The following is a 20513-nucleotide window of genomic DNA, read 5'->3' as shown; positions in this document are numbered from 1 at the left end:
AAGGGGTCACGCCACGGAACGGGCCTCATCAATTTGGGGCTGCCGCACACGAGCGGCCGAATCGGCGACGGCGCGCGCGACCCCGGAGACGGTGACCGGCTTGCGCAGGACCGTGTCGCAGCCGGCGTCCAGGCATTCGCGGGCTTCATCGGCGTCGCCGTCGATGACGGCGATGATCGGCGCGTTGGCGATCACGGTGGGCAGGCCCCGGATCGCGGCGGCGGCGGCCGGACCATCCATCTGGGGCAGGCGGCCATCCAGCATCACCAGGTCGAAGTCGGCCACCTGGGCCAGCTCCAGCGCGCGACGACCGTTGTTGACCCCGACGACCTGATGGCCGAGTTGCTCAAGGATCGCACGCAGCATGGCGGCGTTCAGGGCGTTGCCCTCCGCCACAAGCACCCGCAACGGCCGCCCGGCCTGCGAGGGCGCGGGCGGGGCCGAGAAGGCCTCGCCATCCTCGCCGCGCGCGACGGCGACTTCGTTCCACGGCAATTCCAGCGTGAAGCAGCTGCCCACGCCGGGCGCGCTCTGGCTGACCAGGGCGCCGCCCATCAGTCCGGCCAACTTGCGGGCCAGCGACAGGCCGAGGCCCGCGCCGGGAATTCCGGCGCCCGTCCGCTCGACGCGCCGGAACGGCTCATAGGCCTGCTCCAGTTCCTCGGCGGAGAGGCCAGGGCCTGTGTCGGCGACGGCGACGGCGATCACGCCATCGCGGCGTTCGATGCGAACCTCGATGCGCCCCCGGACGGTGTACTTCACCGCGTTGCCGATCAGATTGGACAGTACCTGGCGGGTGCGGGTCAGGTCTCCGACCACCGCGCCCGCGCGGGCTTGCTCAAGGTCGGGCTCCACGTGCAGGGCGAGTTCAACGCCCTTGGCGGCGGCGTGCGGGCGGTTGAGCAGAACCAGATCACGGGCAAGTCGGACAGGATCGAACGGCGCACGCTCCAGCGACAGGCGACCGGCCTCCGCCGCTTCCGAATCGAGCGTGGCGTTGAGCACCGAAACCAGATCCTGGGCGGCGTCGAGGGCCGCCGTCAGCTGTTCGCGCGAGGGTGCGGCCCGCCCCCCCTGGCCGACGGCGGAGGCCAGCACATGGGTCACGCCGGTCAGACCGTTGCGAATCTCATGGCTCAGGGTCGAGACGATGTCTGACTTTGACCGCGCCAGACGTTCGGCCTTCTCGAGCGAGGCGGCCCGCGCGCCGATAAGGGCTTCCCGCTCAACGGCCATCGCGAACTGGCCGCGCAGCAGGCGATTGAGGATCAGACACAGCGCCATGGTCAGGGCCAGGGCGCCCCAGGCCAGAACCGCGTCCGGCCGGCTGTCGTGATGTCGGAACAGGCCGATCAGCGGCGCCGCGGCGGCGGCCGGGCCAATGATCAGCAGGCCGGCCAGCGACGGCGCGGTGAAGAAGAAGCAGGCCACGGCTCCGGCGACGGCGACCATCAGCAGCGCCTCGCGCGCCGGGCCCGCGCCCTCGGCGAAGGCGGCGATCTGGGCGCAGGCGCCCGACCACAGCAGGCCGCCAAGGATATGCACCCGCGCGCGCCGCGCGATGTCACGGCTCTCCTCGGTCCGCAGCCAGTTCACGACCGCGTAGAAGACGCCCCAGTTGATGGCGAAGACTGCGAAGCTCGCGGCCATCCAGACGCTGTTGGGCGCGAAGCTGCCCGCCCAGACGTAGATCGGCAGGCTGACCCCGAATAACGCCAGCGCGTAGGGCAGAAGGCCCCGCTGCGCCTCCAGCGATTGCAGCGTCACGGCGTCCCCGCCGCGCCCCATGCGGTCTGTCAGGTCAGGCGATGCGGTCACCAGAGAGCCCTCGATCATGCGCGCGAAGGGTAGCCGAGGGGTGTTTGCGGGCCGTGAAGGGAGAGAGTTAATCGGCGGTCAGTCTTCGTTAAGTTTAACAACTGATGATCACCGCAGCGTCGGCGACGCCGGGTGGGAATCGAGATGGGAACGACACGCGCAGCACTGACGGATGTGGATCTCCGCACCCTGCTCAAGGGCGCAACGGCCGATGAGCGCGCCGTGGCGGCCCACAAGCTCTGTCGCACCATCGATCATGGCGAGATGACCGCCGAGGAACGCGAGGCGGCCGGCGACATCCTGCGGGTCATGGCCGCCGACGCCGCCGAGCTGGTGCGCCGCGCCCTGGCTGTGACGCTCAAGTCGTCCAACATCCTGCCGCACGACGTGGCATTGAAACTGGCCCGGGACGTCGAGTCGATTTCCCTGCCGATGCTGAACTTCTCGCCGGTGTTCACCGACGATGATCTGGCCGAGATCGTTCGTCTCGGCGGCCCGGTGCGCCAGCTGGCCATCGCCAAGCGTCCGAAGCTCTCCGAGAAGGTCACTGGCGCGATTGTCGAGTACGGCGCCGAGGCGGCGGTCCAGACGGCCTGCGCCAACGACAACGCCGCTTTCACTGAAACCGTCCTGCAGAAGGCCCTCGACCGGTTCGAGAAGTCCGAGCAGGTGCTTGCCGCCGTCGCCTATCGCAATGCCTTGCCTCTGGCGGTGACCGAGCGGCTGATCACCATGGTCGGCGACCAGGTTCGCGATCACCTGATCAACAACCACGCCATTTCGCCGGAGACGGCGCTGACGATCGCCACGGGCGCGACCGAACGGGCGACCGTCGATCTCGTCGACCAGGCGGGGCGCGCCGCAGATCCCAAGGCTTTTGCCGCGCATCTGAACAAGGTGCAGCGACTGACCGCGTCGCTGTTGCTGCGATCGCTGGCCCACGGGCATATGACCTTCTTCGAATGCGCGGTCGCCGAGCTGGCGGGCGTGCCGCATCACCGCACCTGGCTGATGATTCACGATGCCGGGCCGCTGGGCCTGCGCGCCATCTATGACCGTGCCGGTCTGCCGGCGCGGCTGTTCGCCGCGTTCCGCGCGGGTGTCGACACGTTCCACTCGATGGAATTTGACGGCGGGCTGCGTGATCGCGAACGCTTCCAGGAACGCATGCTGCAAAGGTTCCTGACCCAGCCGCAGGGCGCCGCGCGAGACGATGTCGACTATCTCATCGACAAGATGGACCGCATCTCCCGCGAGTCCCGTCGGACCGTTGACGTGGCGTGAGGCTTGCCGAACGGGTGTTTGAGGCGCGATCCTTCGCCTCATGACCGATCCAGTCGCCATCCGTCCCGCCGCCACCATCCTGCTCGTCCGCGATGACCCGACCTTCGAGGTCCTGATGGTCAAGCGGCATCACCAGATCGATTTCGCCTCGGGCGCCCTGGTGTTTCCAGGCGGAAAGACCCACGCCGGCGATCACGACGAGGCCTGGGCCGACTATGTGACGGGCTGGGACGCGACGCCCGCCGAGAAGCGGCCGCTGCGCATCGCCGCAATCCGCGAAGCCTACGAAGAAGCGGCGATCATCATCGCCAATGACGCGAAGGGCGCGCCCTTCCGTGGCGATGACCGTGCCGGCGCGGCGCGCGAGTCGGTGTCGAAGGACGAACGACCCTTCCTCGACCTGATCCGCGAACTGGACCTGAAGCTCGACCTGCCGGCGCTGACCACGTTCGCCCGCTGGATCACGCCGGACATGATGCCCAAGCGTTTCGACACCTGGTTCTATCTGGTGCGGGCGACCGGCGAGCAGCTGGCGGTCTGTGACGGCTACGAGACGGTGGACGCCGAATGGGTGGCGCCGTCAGAAGCCCTGCGGCTCGAACAGGCCGGCGAGCGCACGATCATCTTCCCCACCCGCATGAACCTCAAGCTGCTCGCCGAGGCCCAGAGCGCCCAGGACGCCATCGACCGCGCCAACGCCCGCACGCTGGTGCCGGTGCTGCCGGTGGTCGAGCGGCGCGAGACCGGCGCGGTGCTGGTGATTCCGCCCGACGCCGGCTACGGCGACATCGTCGAGCCGATGAGCAACATCCGCGCCTAGCCGGAACAGGCCCCTCCGGCGTCCGTTCCAGACGGATGGCCTATGAAATCGATCGCCTGATCTTCACGCCTGAAGACGTTGACCTTGCACGCTCACCGTTACGGGCGGGATTGCCGCTCGGCTCGACCTTCGTACTCGGCGCCTTCAACCCCGGACTGGCGGTCCTGCCCACCGGCAACCTGCTTATGATGGTCCGGGTGGCCGAGGCGCTGGCCCAGCCGATGACCGGTCATGTCGTGCGCGGCATTCGCTGGGCGGCGGGGCAGGGGTACGGCGTCGTCGAATGGCCGCTGGCCGGCGCGGACGTGACTGATCCACGCGTGTTCGCCCTGCCTGATGAGTCCAACCGGACAATCGGGCTGACCTCGCTGTCCTGGCTCTTGCCGGTGGAGCTGACCCCTGATGGCCTGTCGGTCGTCCGCGTCCACTATGACCGCGCGATCGGTCCGAGGGCCTCCTGGCAGGACTACGGCGTCGAGGACGCCCGTATCAGCCGTATCGGCGACACCTTCTACATGACCGCCTGCAGTGTCAGCGCCGAACGGCATTCGACCGCGCTGTACACGTCACGCGACGGCCTCGACTGGACGCTTCAAGGCATGGTTCTGGATCATCAGAACAAGGACATGCTGCTGTTCGAGGGGCTGATCGACGGGGCCTTCTGGGCCCTGACACGTCCGCTCGGCAGCCTGTACTTCGCCTACCCGCCGGACAGTCCCTGGCGCGGCGGCCCCTCGATCAATCTGGCGACGTCGCCCGATGCGCTGCACTGGAAGCCGGTGGAGACAGGTGGGTTGAGGGCCCGGCGGCTTTCGCCGGCCAGCGAAAAGATTGGCGGCGGCGCCCAACCGGTTCTGACGCCGGACGGCTGGCTGGTTCTGTACCACGGTGTCGAAGCCGGCGGCCGGGTCGGGACCTATCGCACCTACTGGGCCCTGCTGGATGCTCTGGATCCAAAGCGCGTGCTCAGGAGCGAGGACCAGGTCGCCGTGCTGGAGCCAAACGTCATGCTGACTGCGCCCCTACGGGACCGAATGTACCTCGACGGAGTCGTGTTCACGACAGGCCTCGCCGATGGCGGCGACCACTGGATCGTGCTGTCAGGCGAAGCGGACCTCGCCTGTCGAGTCACTCACATTCCAAAGTCGGTGTTCCGCTAGGCGGTCGCCAGTTTGGCGACGCGGCCTTCCAGCTCCTCGACCAGTCCCCGACCGACGGGGTGGTCCTCGGTGCGGATGTTTCCGCGGACCGCGGCCTTGATGCCGTCGATGTGGGCGTCAACGAGGAACATCGGCGCTTCGAGGCGGGTGTCCGGGTCGTCGATCAGCTTGCACAGCGATCCCGCGATGCGGGTCACAAGCGGGAACTCGTTGGTGGCGCCGAGGCCCTTGAGGTCATGGGCGCGCAGATAGAGCGTTTCCGCCGTTTCCGTGGTCAGGCCGTCAGTGCGGATGCTCTGGCGGGCAGCCTCGAGCTTGACCAGCTCATCATTGAGCCACTCGCCGAAATTGCCAGACAGGCTCTTGAGCGCGGCCTCGGCCTTGGCGATCGCCGCCGGGTCGATGCCGCCCAGCCGACCCCCTACCTTGAGGCGCAAGGTGTTCGGAGCCTGGATAAACTGGACTGTCGGATTGTCGCTCACGCGTCGCCTCCCATGGCGTTGACAGCCACAACGCTAGGGCAATGGGGTTAACAACCGGTGAGACTGAACTTGCCCGGACCTGTCGGCTTTCGCGTCAGGCGGAGAATTGTTCGGCCAGGACGCGTTCTTCCAGGCTGCGCCCGGCGTCGAACAGCATCGAGAGGCTGACGGCGCGGTCCTCGGACACGTGAACCTCGACGACGTCGCGGATTTCGACGTTGTCGGCCACCGCGCTCACGGGGCGCTTGTCCGCCTCAAGCACCTCAAACGTGACGCGGGCGGTGTGGGCGAGCAGGGCGCCACGCCAGCGTCGCGGCCGGAAGGCGCTGATCGGCGTCAGCGCCATGACGCGGGCGTCGATCGGGATGATCGGGCCGTGGGCGGAAAGATTATAGGCGGTCGAACCCGCGGGCGTGGCGACCAGCGCCCCGTCACAGACCAGCTCGCCCATGCGCACCTTGCCGTCAATGGAGATGCGCAGCTTGGCCGTCTGCCGCGTCTGGCGCAGCAGGGACACTTCGTTGATGGCAAGGGCCCGGTGCTGCTTGCGTTTGGAGTCGATGGCGACCATCGCCAGGGGATGGATCACGGCCCGTTCCGCCGCGCTGATCCGTTCCAGCAGATCGTCCTCGCTGTATTCGTTCATCAGGAAGCCGACTGAGCCACGGTTCATCCCGTAGATCGGTTTCCCGTCGGCCAGCGCGCCGTGAAGGGTTTCAAGCATGAAACCGTCGCCGCCGAGGGCCACGATCACCTGGGCGCTCTCGCCGGCGTCGCCGTAGCGGGCGATCAGGCGCTCGCGAGCGTCCTGCGCCTCGGGCCTGTCGCTGGCGAGGAAGGTGACGCGGCTGGTGTTGGGCTTCGAGTTGAACATCGCCGGGCGAGCAAGGCCTTATGGCGGAGGGCTTGTCAAACGGAGGAAACAGCCTTGCGGAACGCGACGCCTGCGATGTCGGCGTCAAACGGTCCAAAGGCGCCCGTCGCGCGCCGGCCCGCCTCGGCGCCGCCGCCTGGGCGTCCCTGGTTCAGACCGCGCACGGCTTCAAGAATGGTCGGGAAGACACCCCGGTCCATGCCGATGGCGGCGCAGGCCAGCGCCAGCAGTTCGGGCCGGTCGCCATCGATCGCGCGCCGGATATGGTCCTGGTCGAAGCCGCCCAGCCGGGACATGGCCGTCACGAACAGGGTCAATCGCCCTTCCCGCAGGGCCCGGAGCAGGAAGCTCGGCCGGAGCTGGCCGGCGTCATTCAGCTTGTCGACAAGCCGCGTCTCCAGCGCCTCGCGCTCGGTGTCGGACTTCGCCGGCTCCGCCGGCTTGCTGGCCAGCGCGGCGTGAGCCTCATGGACGGTCTGGGCGAGGGCCGCATCCAGGTCGGCGGGATTGAGGCGGAAGCGCTCGATCAGCGACGCCCGCAGCGACTGACCGACCCAGAGGTAGAGCTGCCGCGCCAGATCCGATGACAGTCGCGGATGACGGGCGAGGGGACTGCGCAGGGCGGCGACGCCACGGGCCTGTTCGACGAGGCGTTCCATCGCGGAGGCCGTGATGTCCGCGGAGTCGTTTCCGGCAAGGGCGGTCAGAACCGCCGGCTCGCTTTGCTGCAGGATGGCCTCGACAACGGGGGCGGTCAGGCCGCCGCGACGGGCGATGGCGATTTGATGGTCGAGGGTCGACTCGACCAGAAGCCTGATCAGGTCATGGTCGCGCAGGACGGGACTGGCGCTGATGATCGGGGCGGCGATCTCGATGTCGTCCAGAACGAGGACATTGATGAGGGCCGGGGGGACCCAGGCGGCGGGGGCGATCTTTTCGGCGAGGCGTCGGCGAATGTCCCGTTCCGCGTCGGCGACGAGAACCATGAACACGCCCCCGACCAGTTCCCGCACCTGGGGCTGGGCCACTTCATCGAGATCGGCGCGGTCGCAAAGGGCGACGATTGCGTCCAGCAGGCGTTCACGGTCCACGGGATGCCGGCTCTTGGCCAGCAGCAGCAGGTCAGCGGCTTCTACGGCGATCGTCACGTGGGGGCCCCGTCCCGACTGTCGGGCTGAAGCATGACCCTGCTCTCACCCCGTGAAAACATGCTTAAACGACGGAAAGATCGGCAGGGGAGTCGAATCGTATGGCGGATCCGGTAATTCTGGCGCTTGACCAGGGAACGACCAGCACGCGGGCGATCGCGTTCGACATTCTGGGCCATGCGCTGGGTGAAGGCAGCCGGCCGTTGCGCCAGAGCTATCCGAACGACGGCTGGGTCGAGCACGACGCCGAAGAAATCTGGAACGCCAGCGTCGCCGTGCTGCGGGAAGCGCTTGAGCGATGCGCCAGACCGGTAGGCGACGTCGCCGCCATCGGCATCACCAACCAGCGCGAGACGGTGGTCATCTGGGACAAGGCGACCGGCCGGCCGATACACCCGGCGATCGTCTGGCAGGACCGACGGACCGCGCCCACCTGCGATCGACTGGTCAAGTCAGGTGCGGAAGAGCGGGTGACCGAGGTCACCGGCCTGCTGCTCGACCCCTATTTCTCCGGCACCAAGATCGCCTGGCTGCTGGACAACGTCGACGGCGCGCGGGCGCGGGCCGAGCAGGGCGAACTGCTCTGCGGCACGATGGATTGCTGGCTGATCTGGAAGCTGACCGGCGGAAAGGTCCACGCCACCGACGCGACCAACGCCTCCCGCACCCTGCTGTTCGACATCGGCGCCCAGCGCTGGTCGGATGAAATGCTGGAATTGTTCAACGTGCCGGGGGCGATCCTGCCCGCGGTCCTCGATTGCGCCGCCGACTACGGCGAGACCGACCCGGAAATCCTCGGCCGGCCCGTGCCGATCCGCGGCGTCGCCGGCGACCAGCAGGCGGCGCTGATGGGTCAGGGGTGCGTGCGCCCTGGCGAGATGAAGGCCACCTACGGCACCGGTTGCTTCATGCTGCTCAACACCGGGACGCAGAAGGCGCTCAGCCGTTCGCGCCTGCTGACGACGGTCGCTGCGCGGCTGAACGGCCAGACGACCTATGCGCTGGAGGGCTCGATCTTCGTCGCCGGGGCGGCGATCCAGTGGCTCAATGAGGGGCTGGGCCTGGCCGGCGGGCCGCGCGCGGCCGAGTCGCTGGCGAAGACGGCGAAGCCGGACAGCGCGGTGGTGGTCGTGCCGGCCTTCACCGGTCTGGGCGCGCCCTGGTGGGACGCCGGCGCGCGCGGCGGCATCTTTGGTCTGACCCGCGACTCGGGCCTGGCCGAAATCACCGCGGCCACCTTCGACGCCTGCGCGCTGCAGACCCGCGACCTGATCGAGGCCATGCGCGCCGACGCGCCACACGCGTTCGGCGACAAGGCCGAACTGCGCATCGACGGGGGCATGTCGCAAAGCCCCTGGTTTTCGCAACGGCTGGCGGATCTGACCGGCTTCCCGGTCTGCCGCGCGAGCTATCAGGAGACCACGGCGCTTGGCGCCGCCCTGTTCGCCGGCCTCGGCGCGGGTCTGTTCAAGACGGTGGAGGAGGCGGCTTCCGCCCGGCCGGATGCCGAACTGCTGACGCCGACCCATGACAGTCGCATGCGCGAAACCGCCTACGCTCGCTGGCTCGACGCCGTGCCGAGGGTGCGATCGTAACGTTGGCGACGCGCCGCCGCATAGATCTTCTCCTCGTCGAACAAGGCCTGTTCGACAGCCGCGCGCGGGCTCAGGCGGCCATCGCGGCAGGGCGAGTGACCGTTGACGGCCGCACCGTCTCCAAACCCTCTGAAATGGTCGATGAAGGCGCTCTGGTCACCGCCGAGGCCGCCCATCCGTGGGTCGGGCGCGGCGGGCTGAAGCTGGACCACGCCCTGACGCTTTGGCCGGTTCCGGTCGAGGGGCGGGTGGTGCTTGATGTCGGCGCCTCGACGGGCGGGTTCACGCAGGTCTGCCTCAGTCGCGGCGCGGCGCGGGTCTATTCGGTCGATGTTGGTCGCGACCAACTTCACCCGACCTTGGTCGGCGACCCGCGCGTGGTCGAGCTGTCGGGTATGGACGCCCGGATGCTGGACCCGACCCTTATCCCGCAGGCGCCCGACCTGATCGTCACCGACGTCAGCTTCATAAGCTTCGCCAAGGCCCTGCCGGCGGCGCTGGCCCTGGCCGGGCCGGGGGCGGACCTTGTCGCCCTGGTCAAACCCCAGTTCGAGGCCGGCCGCGACCGCGTAGGCAAGGGCGGGATCGTCAAGGACGAGGCGGTACGGAGAGAGACGCTCGCCGACGTGGCCGGCTGGCTGGAAGGGCAGGGCTGGACCGTCCGCGAGACGACTGACAGTCCGATCACCGGCGGCGACGGCAATGCCGAATTCCTGCTGTGGGCCCTCAAGCGCTGACCACAAGGAATAGGCCGCCCGCGTTCGGCGGACGGCCTGCCCTCAGCGAGGTTGTCGAAAGGGGTTAGTCGACGACCTGATATCGACCGCTGGAGTCGCGGCAGACGCGCACGAACCGCTTCTGGACGCGGCCGTCCGGCAGATAGATCGGGCTCTCGGCCAGGGTGCAGTTGTCGGCCGGGGGAGCGTCCGTCACCGGGCGGGCATAGGCGCCGTCCTGGTCGTCGCCGTAGCGGTCGTCATAGGCGCCCTGCTGGTAGCCCTGCTGGCTGTCGGGATAGCCGTAGTAACCCTCCTGCGGCGGCGGCGGGGCGGCGTAGCCCTGCTGATAGGACCCCGGCTGACCGGGTTCACAGGCCGCCGCCGTCTTGCCGACGTTCGCGCCGATGACTGCCCCCAGGATGCCGCCGAGGACGGCCCCTTCGGTGCGGTTGCCACGCGCGGCGACATTGCCGCCCGCGAGGGCCCCGAGACCCGCCCCGACAAGGGCGCCGCCCGTTCCACGGCTGGTCCGCTCGCGCTGGCAAGCATCATAGCGGTAGCCGTTGTTGTAGCCGCCTGAACTCGGCGGATAACCCTGGGCCGACGCAAAGGTCGGAACCATCGCCAGGCCGGCGACCATGGTCATGGCCGCCAGACCGGCGACGCCGCGGGTCAGTTTGGAACGGGTTGTCATTGAGGCTCTCCCTTGAGCTGGAACTTGAGAGCGGCCGTGCGTCCGGGTTTAGCCCCGGCCGCTGGGTCGCCAATCGCCGTTGCGTCCGCGGCAGACTTCAAAGCCATGCCAGCGACCGCCGTAATATTCCTGGACCCACTTGCACTGACCGCTGCGGGCGCTGACGCGCTTCGGGTAGTTCGAGCAGTGGAAATTGTCGCGAGCGATCTGGTTGCCGGCGATGGCGCCGACCGTGCCGCCGAGCACGGCTCCTTCAACCTTGTTGCCGCGCGCGCCGACAGCCGCGCCGAGGGCGCCGCCGACCAGGGCCCCGGTGACGGTGCCCTTCTTCTTGGCCTGCTGGCGCTTGTAGCTGCAGACGTCGCCGCGGCCATAGCTGCGCGCCGACTGGGCGTCGGCGAACGTCGGGGCCATGAAGGCCGGGGCGGCGATCGCGATCGCGGCGGTGAGGGACAGAATGGTGCGCATGACACGCTCCCTTCGCTTCTGAGGCGAGTTTCCCCGCCGTTGATGTTGAGAAGATGGCGGGTCCAACCTGAACGGCCGTTGAGCAGCCCGTTCATCTTCGTTCATGAAGGCTGACCGATTGGCAGCCCTCTCGCCTCGCAACAATGGTATCGGGGGCTCCCGGGTTCCCGCTGGAGAGTTTGTTGGCCGATCTCATCGACATTTCCGTCACAGGTGTAGGCGCCCAGGGTGATGGCCTGGCGCCGGGCCCGTTGTTCGCGCCGCTGACGCTGGGCGGCGAAACCGTACGCGGCCATCGCGACGGCCAGCGGGTCGAGGTGGTCGAGATCGTCACCGCCAGTCCGGATCGGGTGACGCCGCCCTGTCCGCATTTTGGAACCTGCGGTGGTTGCGCGCTGCAGCACTGGGCGTCCGCACCGTATCTGGCCTGGAAGGGCGATCTGGTCCGCACCGCGCTCAGCCACGAACATATCGAAACCGAGATCCTGCCGACCTTCGCCTCACCGCCCGGCTCGCGCCGACGGCTGGCCCTGCACGCCCGCGGCGGCAAGGGCGGGGTCAAGCTGGGCTTCAAGGAACGCCGCAGCTGGTCGCTGGTCGATATCGAGACCTGCGTCATCGCCGATCCGCGTCTGGTCGCGGCCCTGCCGGCGCTGCGCGCCCTGGCCAGGCCGTTTCTCGAGCATCCGAAGTCCGCCCCGACCCTGCATGTGACGCTGACGGCGACCGGCCTCGACGTCGATGTCACCGGCGTTGAGCGCAAGAGCGGCGGCCTGTCCGCCGACGCCCGTATGCGCGCGGCCGAGGCCGCGTCGGCCGGCGACATGGCCCGCGTCACCCTGGCCGGCGAGATGGTCTACCAGGCCCGCCAGCCGATGGTCCGGCTTGGGCCCGCCACCGTGGCCCTGCCGCCCGGCAGCTTCCTGCAGGCCGTGCCGCAGGCTGAGGCCGCGATGGCCGCCTTCGCTGTTGAAGCCGTCACCGGCGCGCACCGCATCGCCGACCTCTATTGCGGTGTCGGGACCTTCACCTTCCGGCTGGCGATGATTGCTCCGGTTCTGGCGGCGGATTCCGCGGCCCCGGCCATCGCCGCCCTGCGCGCGGCCACGGCCAGCGCCGCCGGCCTCAAGCCGATCACCGCCGAGGCCCGCGACCTGGCCCGACGGCCGATGCTGGCCGCCGATCTTGCCAAGGTCGACGCCGTGGTCTTCGACCCGCCCCGCGCCGGCGCGCTGGAACAGGCGCACGAGATCGGCCGCAGCAAGGTCTCCCGCGTGGTCGGTATCTCCTGCAACCCGGTGACCTTCGCCCGCGATGCCCGGGTCCTGGTCGAGGCCGGCTTCTCGCTGGAGCGCGTCCTGCCAGTCGACCAGTTCCTCTGGTCGCCGCATGTTGAACTGGTCGGGGTGTTTTCGCGCTGAGCAGTCGGGGACATGTACCGCAGGTACGTGTCCCCTAAACCAGCCGCCGCTGAATCTCGATTGGGGGACACGTACCTGCGGTACATGTCCCCTACCCAAACAAATCCATCTGATCCCCGGCCTTCGGCGACACGCGAAACGCGGCCACATCCAGCGGCTCGCGCGGCTGGTCCAGGCCGTAGCGCTTGCGCGCCGCCCTGAACCGCGCGGCGACCAGATCGGCGAGGGGGCCTTCGCCCCGGCCGCGGACGCCGAACTCGGACGTGTAGGTCTTGCCGCGTCGCATCTGCCGGATCAGCGACATGACCCGTTCCGCCCGGTCGGGGTGGTCGGTCTTGAGCCACTCCTGGAACAGGTCGGTGATCTCCAGCGGCAGCCGGATCATGACATAGCCCGCCCCCGTCGCCCCCGCCTCGGCCGAGGCCTCCAGCACCGCTTCCAGCTCGTGGTCGTTCAGGCCTGGAATGACCGGCGCGAACATCACCATCACCGGACAGCCCGCCGCCGTCAGCTGCCGCACCGCGTCCAGCCGCCGTTGCGGCGTCGCGGCGCGGGGCTCCATGCTTCGGGCCATTTTGCGGTCCAGGGTGGTGATCGAGATAGCCGCCCGCGCCAGCCCCGCCTTGCCCATCTCGCCCAGGATGTCGGCGTCACGGGTGATCAGGTTTGACTTCGTGATGATCGTCAGCGGGTGATTGAACTGCCGCAGAACTTCGAGCACCTGCCGGGTGACCCGCAGCTTGCGCTCCAGGGGCTGATAGGGGTCGGTGTCCGCGCCGATCTGAATCGACCTCGGTGCGTAGGCCTTGCGCGACAGTTCCGCCGCCAACAGTTGCGCGGCCTCGGGCTTGAAAAACAGGCGTGACTCGAAATCCAGCCCGGGCGACAGGCCGAGGAAGGCGTGGGCCGGTCGCGCGAAGCAATAGATGCAGCCGTGCTCGCAGCCCCGGTAAGGGTTGATCGACCGGTCAAAATGGATGTCCGGACTGGTGTTCCGGGTGATGATCGTCCTGGCCTTGTCGGGCAGAACCACGGTCTGGAGCTGCGCCGGCTGGGGGTCGTCGAGGGTCCAGCCGTCGTCGAAATCCTCGCGTTGCGCCGCGACAAACCGGCTGGTGGCGTTGCTGCGCGCGCCACGGCCTTTCACCAGAGGTTTGGACGGAGCCATGGGGCATTGTGTGTCGACGATGGGAACAAAACAAGAACTATTGACCGCCGGGCGCGGGCGGGCTCCATAGCCTTATGATCTCCGTCATCATCCCGACCCTGAACAACGCGGCGACCCTGCCTGCCTGCCTCGGCGCGCTGGTGCCGGCGGCGGTGGATGCCATCGTCACCGAGGTGATCGTGGTCGATGGCGGGTCGACCGACGCGACGCTTGAGATCGCCGACGACGCCGGGGTCAAGCGCGCGGACAGTCTGCAGGCGGCTGTCGGGGCGGCGAAGAGCGACTGGCTGCTGCTGCTGCCTGCGGACCTGCGGCTGGAAACCGGCTGGGACGCAGAGGCGGCGACGCATCTTCAGACGTCCGGCGGGCGAGGGGCCCGCTTCCGGTCCGCCCTATGGTGGCCGCTGAGGCTTGGCGATCGGCGCGCGCTGCTGATCCGGAAGGATCGTTTCGGAAAGCCGCTGGGCAAGGTCCGACGGCTGGACAGCCGGGCGTATGCCATTGGCCCCCAATAGCCTCCGCGGCGTTTTGGGGAAGGGCTACCGGTCCAGCCGGATGTCGATGATCGGCTCGCCGCGCGCGACGGCATCGAGCGTGCGGGTCTCGCCGCCGAAGCGGCGCTTGTAGGTCCAGTAGGCGACCATGACCTTCTCGACGTAGTCGCGGGTCTCAAGCGCCGGGAGACTTTCCATGACGAGCAGACTGTCTGCCCCCGGGCCGACCTTCTTCAGCGTATTCAGCACTGTGCCGGCGCCCGCGTTGTAGGCCGCCACGGCGCGCAGGACGTCGTAGGCCTCGGGTCCACCGCCAAGCGCCCGTTCCATCAGCCAGGTGAAATAGTCCTGGCCGACCCGTAGATTGGTCGGGGCGTCGAGCAGCGGCATCGGGTTGACCAGCAGCTTGTCGTCCCCGGCGGCGCGGGCGGCCGCGACCGGGCGCACCTGCATCAGCCCCATGGCCCCGGCCCCCGACACAGCGAACGGGTTGAAGCGGCTTTCCTTCCAGACCAGGGCGTAGACCATCGCCTTGTCGAGCGTGAACCCGCCCTCCGGCCAGAGGTCGGGCGCCGGATAGTCCTCGGGCGACCGTCGCCGCACGGCCGGTCGACGCAGGGGCAGGATCGGTGCGGAGTCGGCTGCCGTGGTGATCGGGGCGTTCAGGGCAAGGGTCAGCGCCTGCCACTGCCGCCGCTCATCCGCCGTCTTCGCCAGGGTAAGGCCGGCGCGCAGTTCCAGCCCGGCGTCGGTGGCGCGGCCGATCTGCATCAGGGCGGTGGCCCGCCTGGCGCGCGGCGTGGTCTTGACGAAGCTGTACAGGGACTGGGGCTCTGGCTCGGGCGTTCGCGCGATTGCGGCGCGGCTCAGACCGAACTCGCCCACGGCCTGCGCCAGCGCCTTCCTGTCCCGAACGCCGGCGTCGGCTCGCTGGCCGCTGAGTTCAAGGCTGCGCGCCGCGACCATTCCGTAGAAGGTGTGGGGGGCCCTGGCCGCCAGATGGAGAAATTCGACCGACTGCCCGGCGTCGCCGAGTTTCGCGGCGGAGCGGGAGGCCCAGAAGGCGCCGCCGGCGCGGAGCCAGTCGTCCTGGTCCTCGTCCAGCGCTACCGTGCGGAACCAGTTGCGCGCCTCGTCGTAGCGCGCCAGACGCCAGGCCGCGAGCCCGGCGATCCAGCGCTCGCCCGCGGCCGGCGCCAGCGTAAGCGCCCGGGTGGCGTCGCCGGAATAGTACGCTTCGCGGGCGGCGCGGCCGCGGTCGGGACTGGCGGGGCCGCCGGCCAGACCTGACGCCGTCTCGACGCGGCCCCAGATACGGGACACTTCCATGAATGCGGGCGGCTTCGGATCGGCCACGCCAGATGGCTTGCGCTTCAGTGCAAGGGCGTAGACCCGCTCGGCGCCGGGCAGGTCGCCATAGGTCTTCAGCCAGCCGGTCAGTTCTTCGAAGGTCGCCGACCATGCGGTCGGGTGCATCAGCTTCTGGAAGGCCAGATGGCCCGCCAGCGCCTTGTCCTTGACGCGGGCCATGGCCGCGTCGGCATCCTCGAAATCACCGCGCTGGGTCGCCGCGAAAGCTTCGCGATAGGCGCGCTCGTCCATTGGCGACAACACCTGGGGACCGGCCGCGAAGGCGGTCCTGGCGGTCAAAAGAGTTGCTGCCGCCATGGGCAGAGCCATGATCAGCGCGCGCCGCGAGGTCGTCATGCTGTTCACCGCGTCTGTCCGATCCGGGCGACGCGGCCCCTTCCCGATGGAGCCGGCAACCTACCGGCGCGGGCGCCGCAAAGGAAGCCCGTTCGCGCGTCAGGCGGGTCCGGCGGAGGGCACGGGGCCAAACCCATGCGGCGCGTTCAGGTCCTCGCCTCCGCGCAGCATGAAGATGACCTGTTCGATGCGGCTGAAGCCCACGACCACCGCGACGATGGTGATCAAGCTTTCGGCGCCCGAGAAGGCGATCAGCGGCCACAGACAGAACAACAGGAAGGCGCCGACCTTGGCCGACCAGAAGTGGAACATCATCAAACGTCGGCGCATCGCCCAGGAGACGACCAGATAGAGCAGGGGGCCGCCGAACAGGATGACCGCCGCCACGGCCTGGCGTCGCATCAGATCCGGCCAGGCCAGGATGAGGAACACGAGGATCCCGATCGAGAAGATGTTGTCGACCGCCGCGTCCAGCTGCGCGCCATATCGCGAGGCGCGGCCGGTGCTGCGGGCGATCCAGCCGTCGAAGGCGTCAGTAAGGGCGGCCAGCACATAAAGCGCCAGCGCCGGGGTCTGCAGGCCCGCCAGCAGCAGGGCGATGATCGGCGCGATGAGGAGCGCCCGGCTGAGCGTGACCAGGTTGGCCCACTTCAGTTCGCCGTCCTCGAACACCAGGGTTGCGGGAAAGCTATGCGTCGCCATCGGCGCCTCCAGCAGGACTTTCCACCAGCTTCACCGTTGATGGGCGGGCGAGCAAGCTTTCGACCGTGAACGCATTGTGGTGCATCGGGCAGACGACACGTCCCTGATCGTCGACATGGCCGAACTTCAGCGGTCCGCCACGATGCGGGCAGGCGTTGCGAACAAGGTAGAGCTGATCGTCGACGCTCAGGACGAAGTAGTCTTCGCCGTCACGCCGGATGGGCGGCAGGTCGCTGCCGATCCAGACCGAGTGGGGCATCAGACCGCTTCCGTCAGCCGGCCGGTCGCCCCGGCAGGGAAGCGGCTGAAGTCGGCCGCCGTCACCGCGCCGATCGCGCCGACCTGGATCCTGGCAGACGGTTCCAGCGGCGTCTTCGGCGTGACCAGGGGGCCGTCATGCGGTCGCAGGCCATAGATCGCCGTCTGCGCGGCCTCGAACGCCGATAGCAGCGCCAGCTGACCGGCGCCGTTGCGCGCGAACACCGCCCGCGTCAGCTCGGCTCCGGCAATGATCTCCCCGCCGATCTCCGGACCGAACCGGTCGACGAATGGCGCGATCACCTCGTCGAGGACCATCCGGGTGTGATGCAGGTCGATGTGCGCGTGCTCGGCGAAGTAGCGGGCGACCGCCTGGGGATGAAAGCGGCCGAGGTAGCGCGCGTGGAACAGCGTCGAGCGCTGATAGGCGGTCTCGGCGAACAGCAGGAAGCCCACCTGCCGGAAAATGTTGCGCGGGTTCTGGAACAGCCAGTGGATGGCGTTGTGCAGGACCAGCGTGTTCGTGTCGAACAGCCGCCAGTAGCCGTTGTAGCGGTCGTCGAGGCCGAACGAGCGCATCGTCGCGCGGTAGAGCACGCTGTGCTTGTGACCGTGCGCGCCATAGCCGAACTCGTCGATCAGGATGCGGAAGAGGGCCGACTGGGGCGCGCCGAATTCGCCGATCACGCCCAGCGCCGAAGCCGATGCCTCCGCCAGCAGGTCCGCCGACGATTGTACGAGGAAGTTCCGGTAGTGGTCCTCGCGGTGGGCGACGCCGGCCAAGGCATCGAGAAAGGCGTCCGACCCAACCGCGCGCAATTCGGGCAGGAGCCGGTCCACATAGGCGAGGACGTCGCCGTCGCCGGTTGATACGCCGGCCTGAAGCGGGACGATCAACTCGTCTTCCAGCGCGTCCCTTACGGCGGTCAGGGCGTGCATTCGCTCTTCGCCGTAGTGGGTCGTCAGATGCTCCAGCACCGACCCGCCCGACGCGGCGTCCGGCAACAGGACGTAGCGCGCCTGGTACGCCCGCAGCAGCGCCTGATGCTTCACGTGCAGGATCAGGGCTTCGTCGGCGTCCGCGGACAGGGGATCAATGCCGCCGTCGTAGGCCGGCGCTGGATTTGACCCCGCCGCCCGCGCCAGCAGCACGCCCAGCTCGTTCAGCGCCCCCGCCGCGATCATCTCAGGCGTCCGCGGGCCGGTAGACCGACACCCCGATGCCGCCCTTGATGAACAGGTCCTCGAGGCGCCAGCGCGACAGATTCATGGACGTGCCGTTGAGGTAGGTCGGAGCGTCGGGAGCTCCGGCGATGACCGGGATGTGCTTGATGATGATGCGCGAGACGAGGTCGGCCTTGAACAGGCTGGACAGCAACTCGCTGCCGCCCTCGGCGATCATCGTGCGGACGCCGCGATCGTCCAGCAAATCCATCAACGCTTCCAGATCGACCTGGTCGTCGCCGCAGACCACGACGTCGACGTGATCCCGCGACTCCAGCGCCGCGATCGCTTCCGGCGTGGCGCGCCTGGACACCGCGACCAGCGTCGGCACGCCGTCGTTCATCAGGGTGCAGTCTGCGGGGAGGTGGCCGTCGGAGGAGGGGATCACCCTGAGCGGGTTTCGGCCCCGTACGTGGCGAACGGTGAGCTCGGGATCATCCACCCGCACCGTATTGGCCCCGACCATGATGGCGTCATTGGCCGCGCGCTGACCGTGGAACCAGGCCTTCAGCTCATCGCTGGAGTAGAGGAACAGGTCCTTGCTGGACGCCGTCTTGCCCAGCGACAGCTTGCCGTCGATCGTCAGCTCAGACAGCGTGGTGATTTCGACCATGGTCCCCCCTGACGTCATCTCTCGACGTCAACATCTCACGATTGCATGCGTTGCAGAACGCGATTGGACCGGACTGGTTCATACAGAAACCGGACTGGTTCATACAGAAAGAGGACGGGGGCTGGTCAGGGCGGTCCGGGGTCCCTATTTCGGCTGCACCATCCGGGGGACGTTCGTGCAACCCATCATATCCATCGCCGGTCTGACCAAGACCTATGCCGGCGGCTTCCAGGCGCTCAAGGGCGTCGATCTCGACATCAGACAGGGCGAGATCTTCGCCCTGCTCGGGCCCAACGGGGCAGGGAAGACGACGCTGATCGGCGTGGTCTGCGGCATCGTCAATGCCACCTCCGGGACCGTGACTGCTGACGGCCACGACATCGTCCGCGACTATCGCCAGGCTCGAACCAAAATCGGTCTGGTCCCGCAGGAACTGAGCACCGACGCCTTCGAGACGGTCATCGCCACGGTGAAGTTCAGCCGCGGTCTGTTCGGCAAGGCCCCGGACCCGGCCTACATCGAGAAGATCCTTCGCGACCTCAGCCTGTGGGACAAGAAGGACAACAAGATCATGACCCTGTCCGGCGGCATGAAGCGCCGGGTCATGATCGCCAAGGCCCTCAGCCACGAGCCGAAGATACTGTTCCTCGACGAGCCCTCCGCCGGCGTCGACGTCGAGCTGCGACGGGATATGTGGCAGATGGTCCGGGCCCTGCGGGACAATAGCGTGACCATCATCCTGACGACCCACTACATCGAGGAGGCCGAGGAGATGGCCGACCGGATCGGGGTGATCAACAAGGGCGAGCTGATCCTGGTCGAGGACAAGGACGTGCTCATGCGCAAGCTGGGCAAGAAGCAGCTGACCCTTCAGCTGCGTGAGCCGCTCAAGGCCCTTCCCAAGGCCCTGGAGGACGAGGCCCTGGAGCTCAGCGCCGACGGCGCCCAGCTCACCTACAGCTTCGACGCCCAGGCCGAGGAAACCGGCATCGCCGATCTGCTCAGGCGGCTTGGCGAGCAAGGCATCGACTTCAAGGATCTGCGCACCGAGGAAAGCTCGCTGGAAGAGATCTTCGTCAACCTGGTGAGGGCGGGATGATCAATCTTCATGGCGTGAAGGCCATCTACCGGTTCGAGCTGGCCCGCTGGTTCCGCACCCTCATGCAGTCGATCCTGGCCCCGGTCATCTCGACCTCGCTGTATTTTGTGGTCTTCGGCTCGGCCATCGGCTCGCGCATGACCACCATCGACGGGGTCAGCTATGGCGCCTTCATCGTGCCCGGGCTGATCATGCTGTCGATCCTGACCGAGAGCATCTCCAACGCCAGCTTCGGCATCTATATGCCCAAGTGGTCGGGGACGATCTACGAGCTCTTGTCCTCGCCGGTCAGCTGGATCGAGACCGTGATGGGCTATGTCGGGGCCGCGGCGACCAAGTCGGTGCTGCTCGGGCTTTTGATCCTGGTCACGGCGCGGCTGTTCGTGCCGTTCGAGATTGTCCATCCCGTCTGGATGCTGGCCTTCCTCGTGCTCACCGCCGTCACCTTCAGCCTGTTCGGTTTCATCATCGGTCTGTGGGCCGACGACTTCCAGAAGCTGCAGATCGTGCCGACCCTGATCGTCACGCCGCTGACATTCCTGGGCGGCAGCTTCTATTCGATCAGCATGCTGCCGCCGTTCTGGCAGACGGTGACCCTGTTCAACCCGGTGGTCTATCTGATCAGCGGCTTCCGCTGGGCCTTCTACGGCAAGGCCGACGTCAACATCGGCATCAGCGTCGCCGCCACGGCCGGCTTCATGATCGCCTGTCTCATCGCCATCCGCTGGTTCTTCCGCACCGGCTACAAGATGAAAGCCTGACCCG

General features: G+C 68.0%; 21 protein-coding genes. 9 read left to right on the top strand and 12 right to left on the bottom strand.

The window, feature by feature from the left end; translation table 11 throughout:
- Positions 1-6: 6 nt before the first annotated feature.
- Positions 7-1788, bottom strand: coding sequence for a hybrid sensor histidine kinase/response regulator (locus ACODSL_RS09885; RefSeq protein ID WP_488900825.1), 1782 nt, complete (start codon positions 1786-1788; stop codon positions 7-9).
- A 174-nt stretch (positions 1789-1962) separates the two neighbouring features.
- Here ACODSL_RS09885 and spbR point away from each other — a divergent pair, with 174 nt between their 5' ends.
- From spbR to ACODSL_RS09870, 3 genes are read left to right on the top strand one after another with little or no spacing between them, the layout of a single operon-like run.
- Entirely contained in the window at positions 1963-3102 is a 1140-nt protein-coding gene (gene spbR / locus ACODSL_RS09880; RefSeq protein WP_488900510.1) for a pole-localized protein SpbR, read from the top strand.
- 40 nt (positions 3103-3142) lie between these two features.
- Entirely contained in the window at positions 3143-3922 is a 780-nt protein-coding gene (locus ACODSL_RS09875; protein ID WP_488900509.1) for an NUDIX hydrolase, read from the top strand.
- Positions 3923-3957: 35 nt separating this feature from the next.
- On the top strand, positions 3958-5082 hold the full coding sequence (locus ACODSL_RS09870; protein ID WP_488900508.1) for a glycoside hydrolase family 130 protein: 1125 nt from the start codon (positions 3958-3960) through the stop codon (positions 5080-5082).
- Here the strand turns inward: ACODSL_RS09870 and ACODSL_RS09865 are convergent.
- The 3 genes from ACODSL_RS09865 to ACODSL_RS09855 all read right to left on the bottom strand — a co-directional run bounded on the left by ACODSL_RS09865 (position 5079) and on the right by ACODSL_RS09855 (position 7586).
- Entirely contained in the window at positions 5079-5564 is a 486-nt protein-coding gene (locus ACODSL_RS09865; RefSeq protein ID WP_488900507.1) for an Hpt domain-containing protein, read from the bottom strand. The genes ACODSL_RS09870 and ACODSL_RS09865 overlap by 4 nt on opposite strands.
- Positions 5565-5658: 94 nt before the next feature.
- Entirely contained in the window at positions 5659-6438 is a 780-nt protein-coding gene (locus ACODSL_RS09860) for an NAD kinase (RefSeq protein WP_488900506.1), read from the bottom strand.
- 35 nt (positions 6439-6473) lie between these two features.
- Positions 6474-7586 carry a DUF2336 domain-containing protein gene (locus ACODSL_RS09855; protein WP_488900505.1) on the bottom strand — a complete coding sequence of 371 codons (1113 nt, stop codon included), beginning with the start codon at positions 7584-7586 and terminating at the stop codon, positions 6474-6476.
- A 101-nt stretch (positions 7587-7687) separates the two neighbouring features.
- Here ACODSL_RS09855 and glpK point away from each other — a divergent pair, with 101 nt between their 5' ends.
- Together glpK and ACODSL_RS09845 are read left to right on the top strand one after the other, a co-directional pair.
- On the top strand, positions 7688-9181 hold the full coding sequence (gene glpK / locus ACODSL_RS09850) for a glycerol kinase GlpK (RefSeq protein WP_488900504.1): 1494 nt from the start codon (positions 7688-7690) through the stop codon (positions 9179-9181).
- Between the two features lie 2 nt (positions 9182-9183).
- On the top strand, positions 9184-9918 hold the full coding sequence (locus tag ACODSL_RS09845) for a TlyA family RNA methyltransferase (protein WP_488900503.1): 735 nt from the start codon (positions 9184-9186) through the stop codon (positions 9916-9918).
- A gap of 64 nt (positions 9919-9982) precedes the next feature.
- Here the strand turns inward: ACODSL_RS09845 and ACODSL_RS09840 are convergent, their stop codons facing one another.
- Both ACODSL_RS09840 and ACODSL_RS09835 read right to left on the bottom strand, forming a co-directional pair.
- Positions 9983-10594, bottom strand: a complete 612-nt coding sequence (locus tag ACODSL_RS09840) for a glycine zipper 2TM domain-containing protein (RefSeq protein ID WP_488900502.1) — start codon at positions 10592-10594, stop codon at positions 9983-9985.
- 48 nt (positions 10595-10642) lie between these two features.
- Positions 10643-11062 (bottom strand): glycine zipper 2TM domain-containing protein, encoded by a 420-nt coding sequence (locus ACODSL_RS09835; RefSeq protein WP_488900501.1) that lies wholly within the window; start codon positions 11060-11062, stop codon positions 10643-10645.
- A 194-nt stretch (positions 11063-11256) separates the two neighbouring features.
- On the opposite strand from ACODSL_RS09835, the gene ACODSL_RS09830 reads away from it, so the two are divergent.
- Positions 11257-12483 carry a class I SAM-dependent RNA methyltransferase gene (locus ACODSL_RS09830; RefSeq protein WP_488900824.1) on the top strand — a complete coding sequence of 409 codons (1227 nt, stop codon included), beginning with the start codon at positions 11257-11259 and terminating at the stop codon, positions 12481-12483.
- 91 nt (positions 12484-12574) lie between these two features.
- Here the strand turns inward: ACODSL_RS09830 and ACODSL_RS09825 are convergent, their stop codons facing one another.
- Positions 12575-13651 carry a PA0069 family radical SAM protein gene (locus ACODSL_RS09825; protein WP_488900500.1) on the bottom strand — a complete coding sequence of 359 codons (1077 nt, stop codon included), beginning with the start codon at positions 13649-13651 and terminating at the stop codon, positions 12575-12577.
- Positions 13652-13725: 74 nt separating this feature from the next.
- Between ACODSL_RS09825 and ACODSL_RS09820 the strand changes: the two genes are divergently transcribed.
- Entirely contained in the window at positions 13726-14166 is a 441-nt protein-coding gene (locus tag ACODSL_RS09820) for a glycosyltransferase (protein ID WP_488900499.1), read from the top strand.
- 24 nt (positions 14167-14190) lie between these two features.
- On the opposite strand, the gene ACODSL_RS09815 is transcribed toward ACODSL_RS09820, so the two are convergent.
- The 5 genes from ACODSL_RS09815 to ACODSL_RS09795 form a co-directional block, all read right to left on the bottom strand.
- Positions 14191-15852: a transglycosylase SLT domain-containing protein gene (locus ACODSL_RS09815; protein WP_488900498.1), complete on the bottom strand. Its 1662-nt coding sequence runs from the start codon at positions 15850-15852 to the stop codon at positions 14191-14193.
- 99 nt (positions 15853-15951) lie between these two features.
- Positions 15952-16554 carry a CDP-alcohol phosphatidyltransferase family protein gene (locus tag ACODSL_RS09810; RefSeq protein WP_488900497.1) on the bottom strand — a complete coding sequence of 201 codons (603 nt, stop codon included), beginning with the start codon at positions 16552-16554 and terminating at the stop codon, positions 15952-15954.
- Positions 16541-16813: a Rieske (2Fe-2S) protein gene (locus ACODSL_RS09805; protein ID WP_488900496.1), complete on the bottom strand. Its 273-nt coding sequence runs from the start codon at positions 16811-16813 to the stop codon at positions 16541-16543. Before ACODSL_RS09805 ends, ACODSL_RS09810 begins: the two co-directional genes overlap by 14 nt.
- Complete coding sequence (locus ACODSL_RS09800; RefSeq protein WP_488900495.1) at positions 16813-17997, bottom strand: iron-containing redox enzyme family protein; 1185 nt, start codon at positions 17995-17997, stop codon at positions 16813-16815. The genes ACODSL_RS09805 and ACODSL_RS09800 overlap by 1 nt, the downstream gene beginning before the upstream one ends.
- Position 17998: 1 nt before the next feature.
- Positions 17999-18649 carry a RibD family protein gene (locus tag ACODSL_RS09795; RefSeq protein ID WP_488900494.1) on the bottom strand — a complete coding sequence of 217 codons (651 nt, stop codon included), beginning with the start codon at positions 18647-18649 and terminating at the stop codon, positions 17999-18001.
- 160 nt (positions 18650-18809) lie between these two features.
- Between ACODSL_RS09795 and ACODSL_RS09790 the strand changes: the two genes are divergently transcribed.
- Both ACODSL_RS09790 and ACODSL_RS09785 read left to right on the top strand, forming a co-directional pair.
- On the top strand, positions 18810-19748 hold the full coding sequence (locus tag ACODSL_RS09790; protein WP_488900823.1) for an ABC transporter ATP-binding protein: 939 nt from the start codon (positions 18810-18812) through the stop codon (positions 19746-19748).
- Complete coding sequence (locus ACODSL_RS09785) at positions 19748-20509, top strand: ABC transporter permease (RefSeq protein WP_488900822.1); 762 nt, start codon at positions 19748-19750, stop codon at positions 20507-20509. Before ACODSL_RS09790 ends, ACODSL_RS09785 begins: the two co-directional genes overlap by 1 nt.
- The last annotated feature ends 4 nt before the right edge of the window (positions 20510-20513 follow it).

It is taken from the genome of Caulobacter sp. FG121 (assembly GCF_057809815.1).
The sequence above is the reverse complement of the archived record's forward strand: the minus strand, read 5'-3'. Positions and strand labels throughout refer to the sequence as shown.

What these genes read in the sequence shown, in the direction of transcription:
- ACODSL_RS09840 (WP_488900502.1), bottom strand. Translation starts at nt 10,594, where the DNA reads ATGACAACCCGTTCCAAACTGACCCGCGGCGTCGCCGGTCTGGCGGCC.
- ACODSL_RS09835 (WP_488900501.1), bottom strand. Translation starts at nt 11,062, where the DNA reads ATGCGCACCATTCTGTCCCTCACCGCCGCGATCGCGATCGCCGCCCCG.
- ACODSL_RS09795 (WP_488900494.1), bottom strand. Translation starts at nt 18,649, where the DNA reads ATGGTCGAAATCACCACGCTGTCTGAGCTGACGATCGACGGCAAGCTG.
- ACODSL_RS09870 (WP_488900508.1), top strand. Translation starts at nt 3,958, where the DNA reads ATGGCCTATGAAATCGATCGCCTGATCTTCACGCCTGAAGACGTTGAC.
- spbR (WP_488900510.1), top strand. Translation starts at nt 1,963, where the DNA reads ATGGGAACGACACGCGCAGCACTGACGGATGTGGATCTCCGCACCCTG.
- ACODSL_RS09800 (WP_488900495.1), bottom strand. Translation starts at nt 17,997, where the DNA reads ATGATCGCGGCGGGGGCGCTGAACGAGCTGGGCGTGCTGCTGGCGCGG.
- ACODSL_RS09860 (WP_488900506.1), bottom strand. Translation starts at nt 6,438, where the DNA reads ATGTTCAACTCGAAGCCCAACACCAGCCGCGTCACCTTCCTCGCCAGC.
- ACODSL_RS09810 (WP_488900497.1), bottom strand. Translation starts at nt 16,554, where the DNA reads ATGGCGACGCATAGCTTTCCCGCAACCCTGGTGTTCGAGGACGGCGAA.
- ACODSL_RS09805 (WP_488900496.1), bottom strand. Translation starts at nt 16,813, where the DNA reads ATGCCCCACTCGGTCTGGATCGGCAGCGACCTGCCGCCCATCCGGCGT.
- glpK (WP_488900504.1), top strand. Translation starts at nt 7,688, where the DNA reads ATGGCGGATCCGGTAATTCTGGCGCTTGACCAGGGAACGACCAGCACG.
- ACODSL_RS09885 (WP_488900825.1), bottom strand. Translation starts at nt 1,788, where the DNA reads ATGGGGCGCGGCGGGGACGCCGTGACGCTGCAATCGCTGGAGGCGCAG.
- ACODSL_RS09815 (WP_488900498.1), bottom strand. Translation starts at nt 15,852, where the DNA reads ATGACGACCTCGCGGCGCGCGCTGATCATGGCTCTGCCCATGGCGGCA.
- ACODSL_RS09820 (WP_488900499.1), top strand. Translation starts at nt 13,726, where the DNA reads ATGATCTCCGTCATCATCCCGACCCTGAACAACGCGGCGACCCTGCCT.
- ACODSL_RS09825 (WP_488900500.1), bottom strand. Translation starts at nt 13,651, where the DNA reads ATGGCTCCGTCCAAACCTCTGGTGAAAGGCCGTGGCGCGCGCAGCAAC.
- ACODSL_RS09875 (WP_488900509.1), top strand. Translation starts at nt 3,143, where the DNA reads ATGACCGATCCAGTCGCCATCCGTCCCGCCGCCACCATCCTGCTCGTC.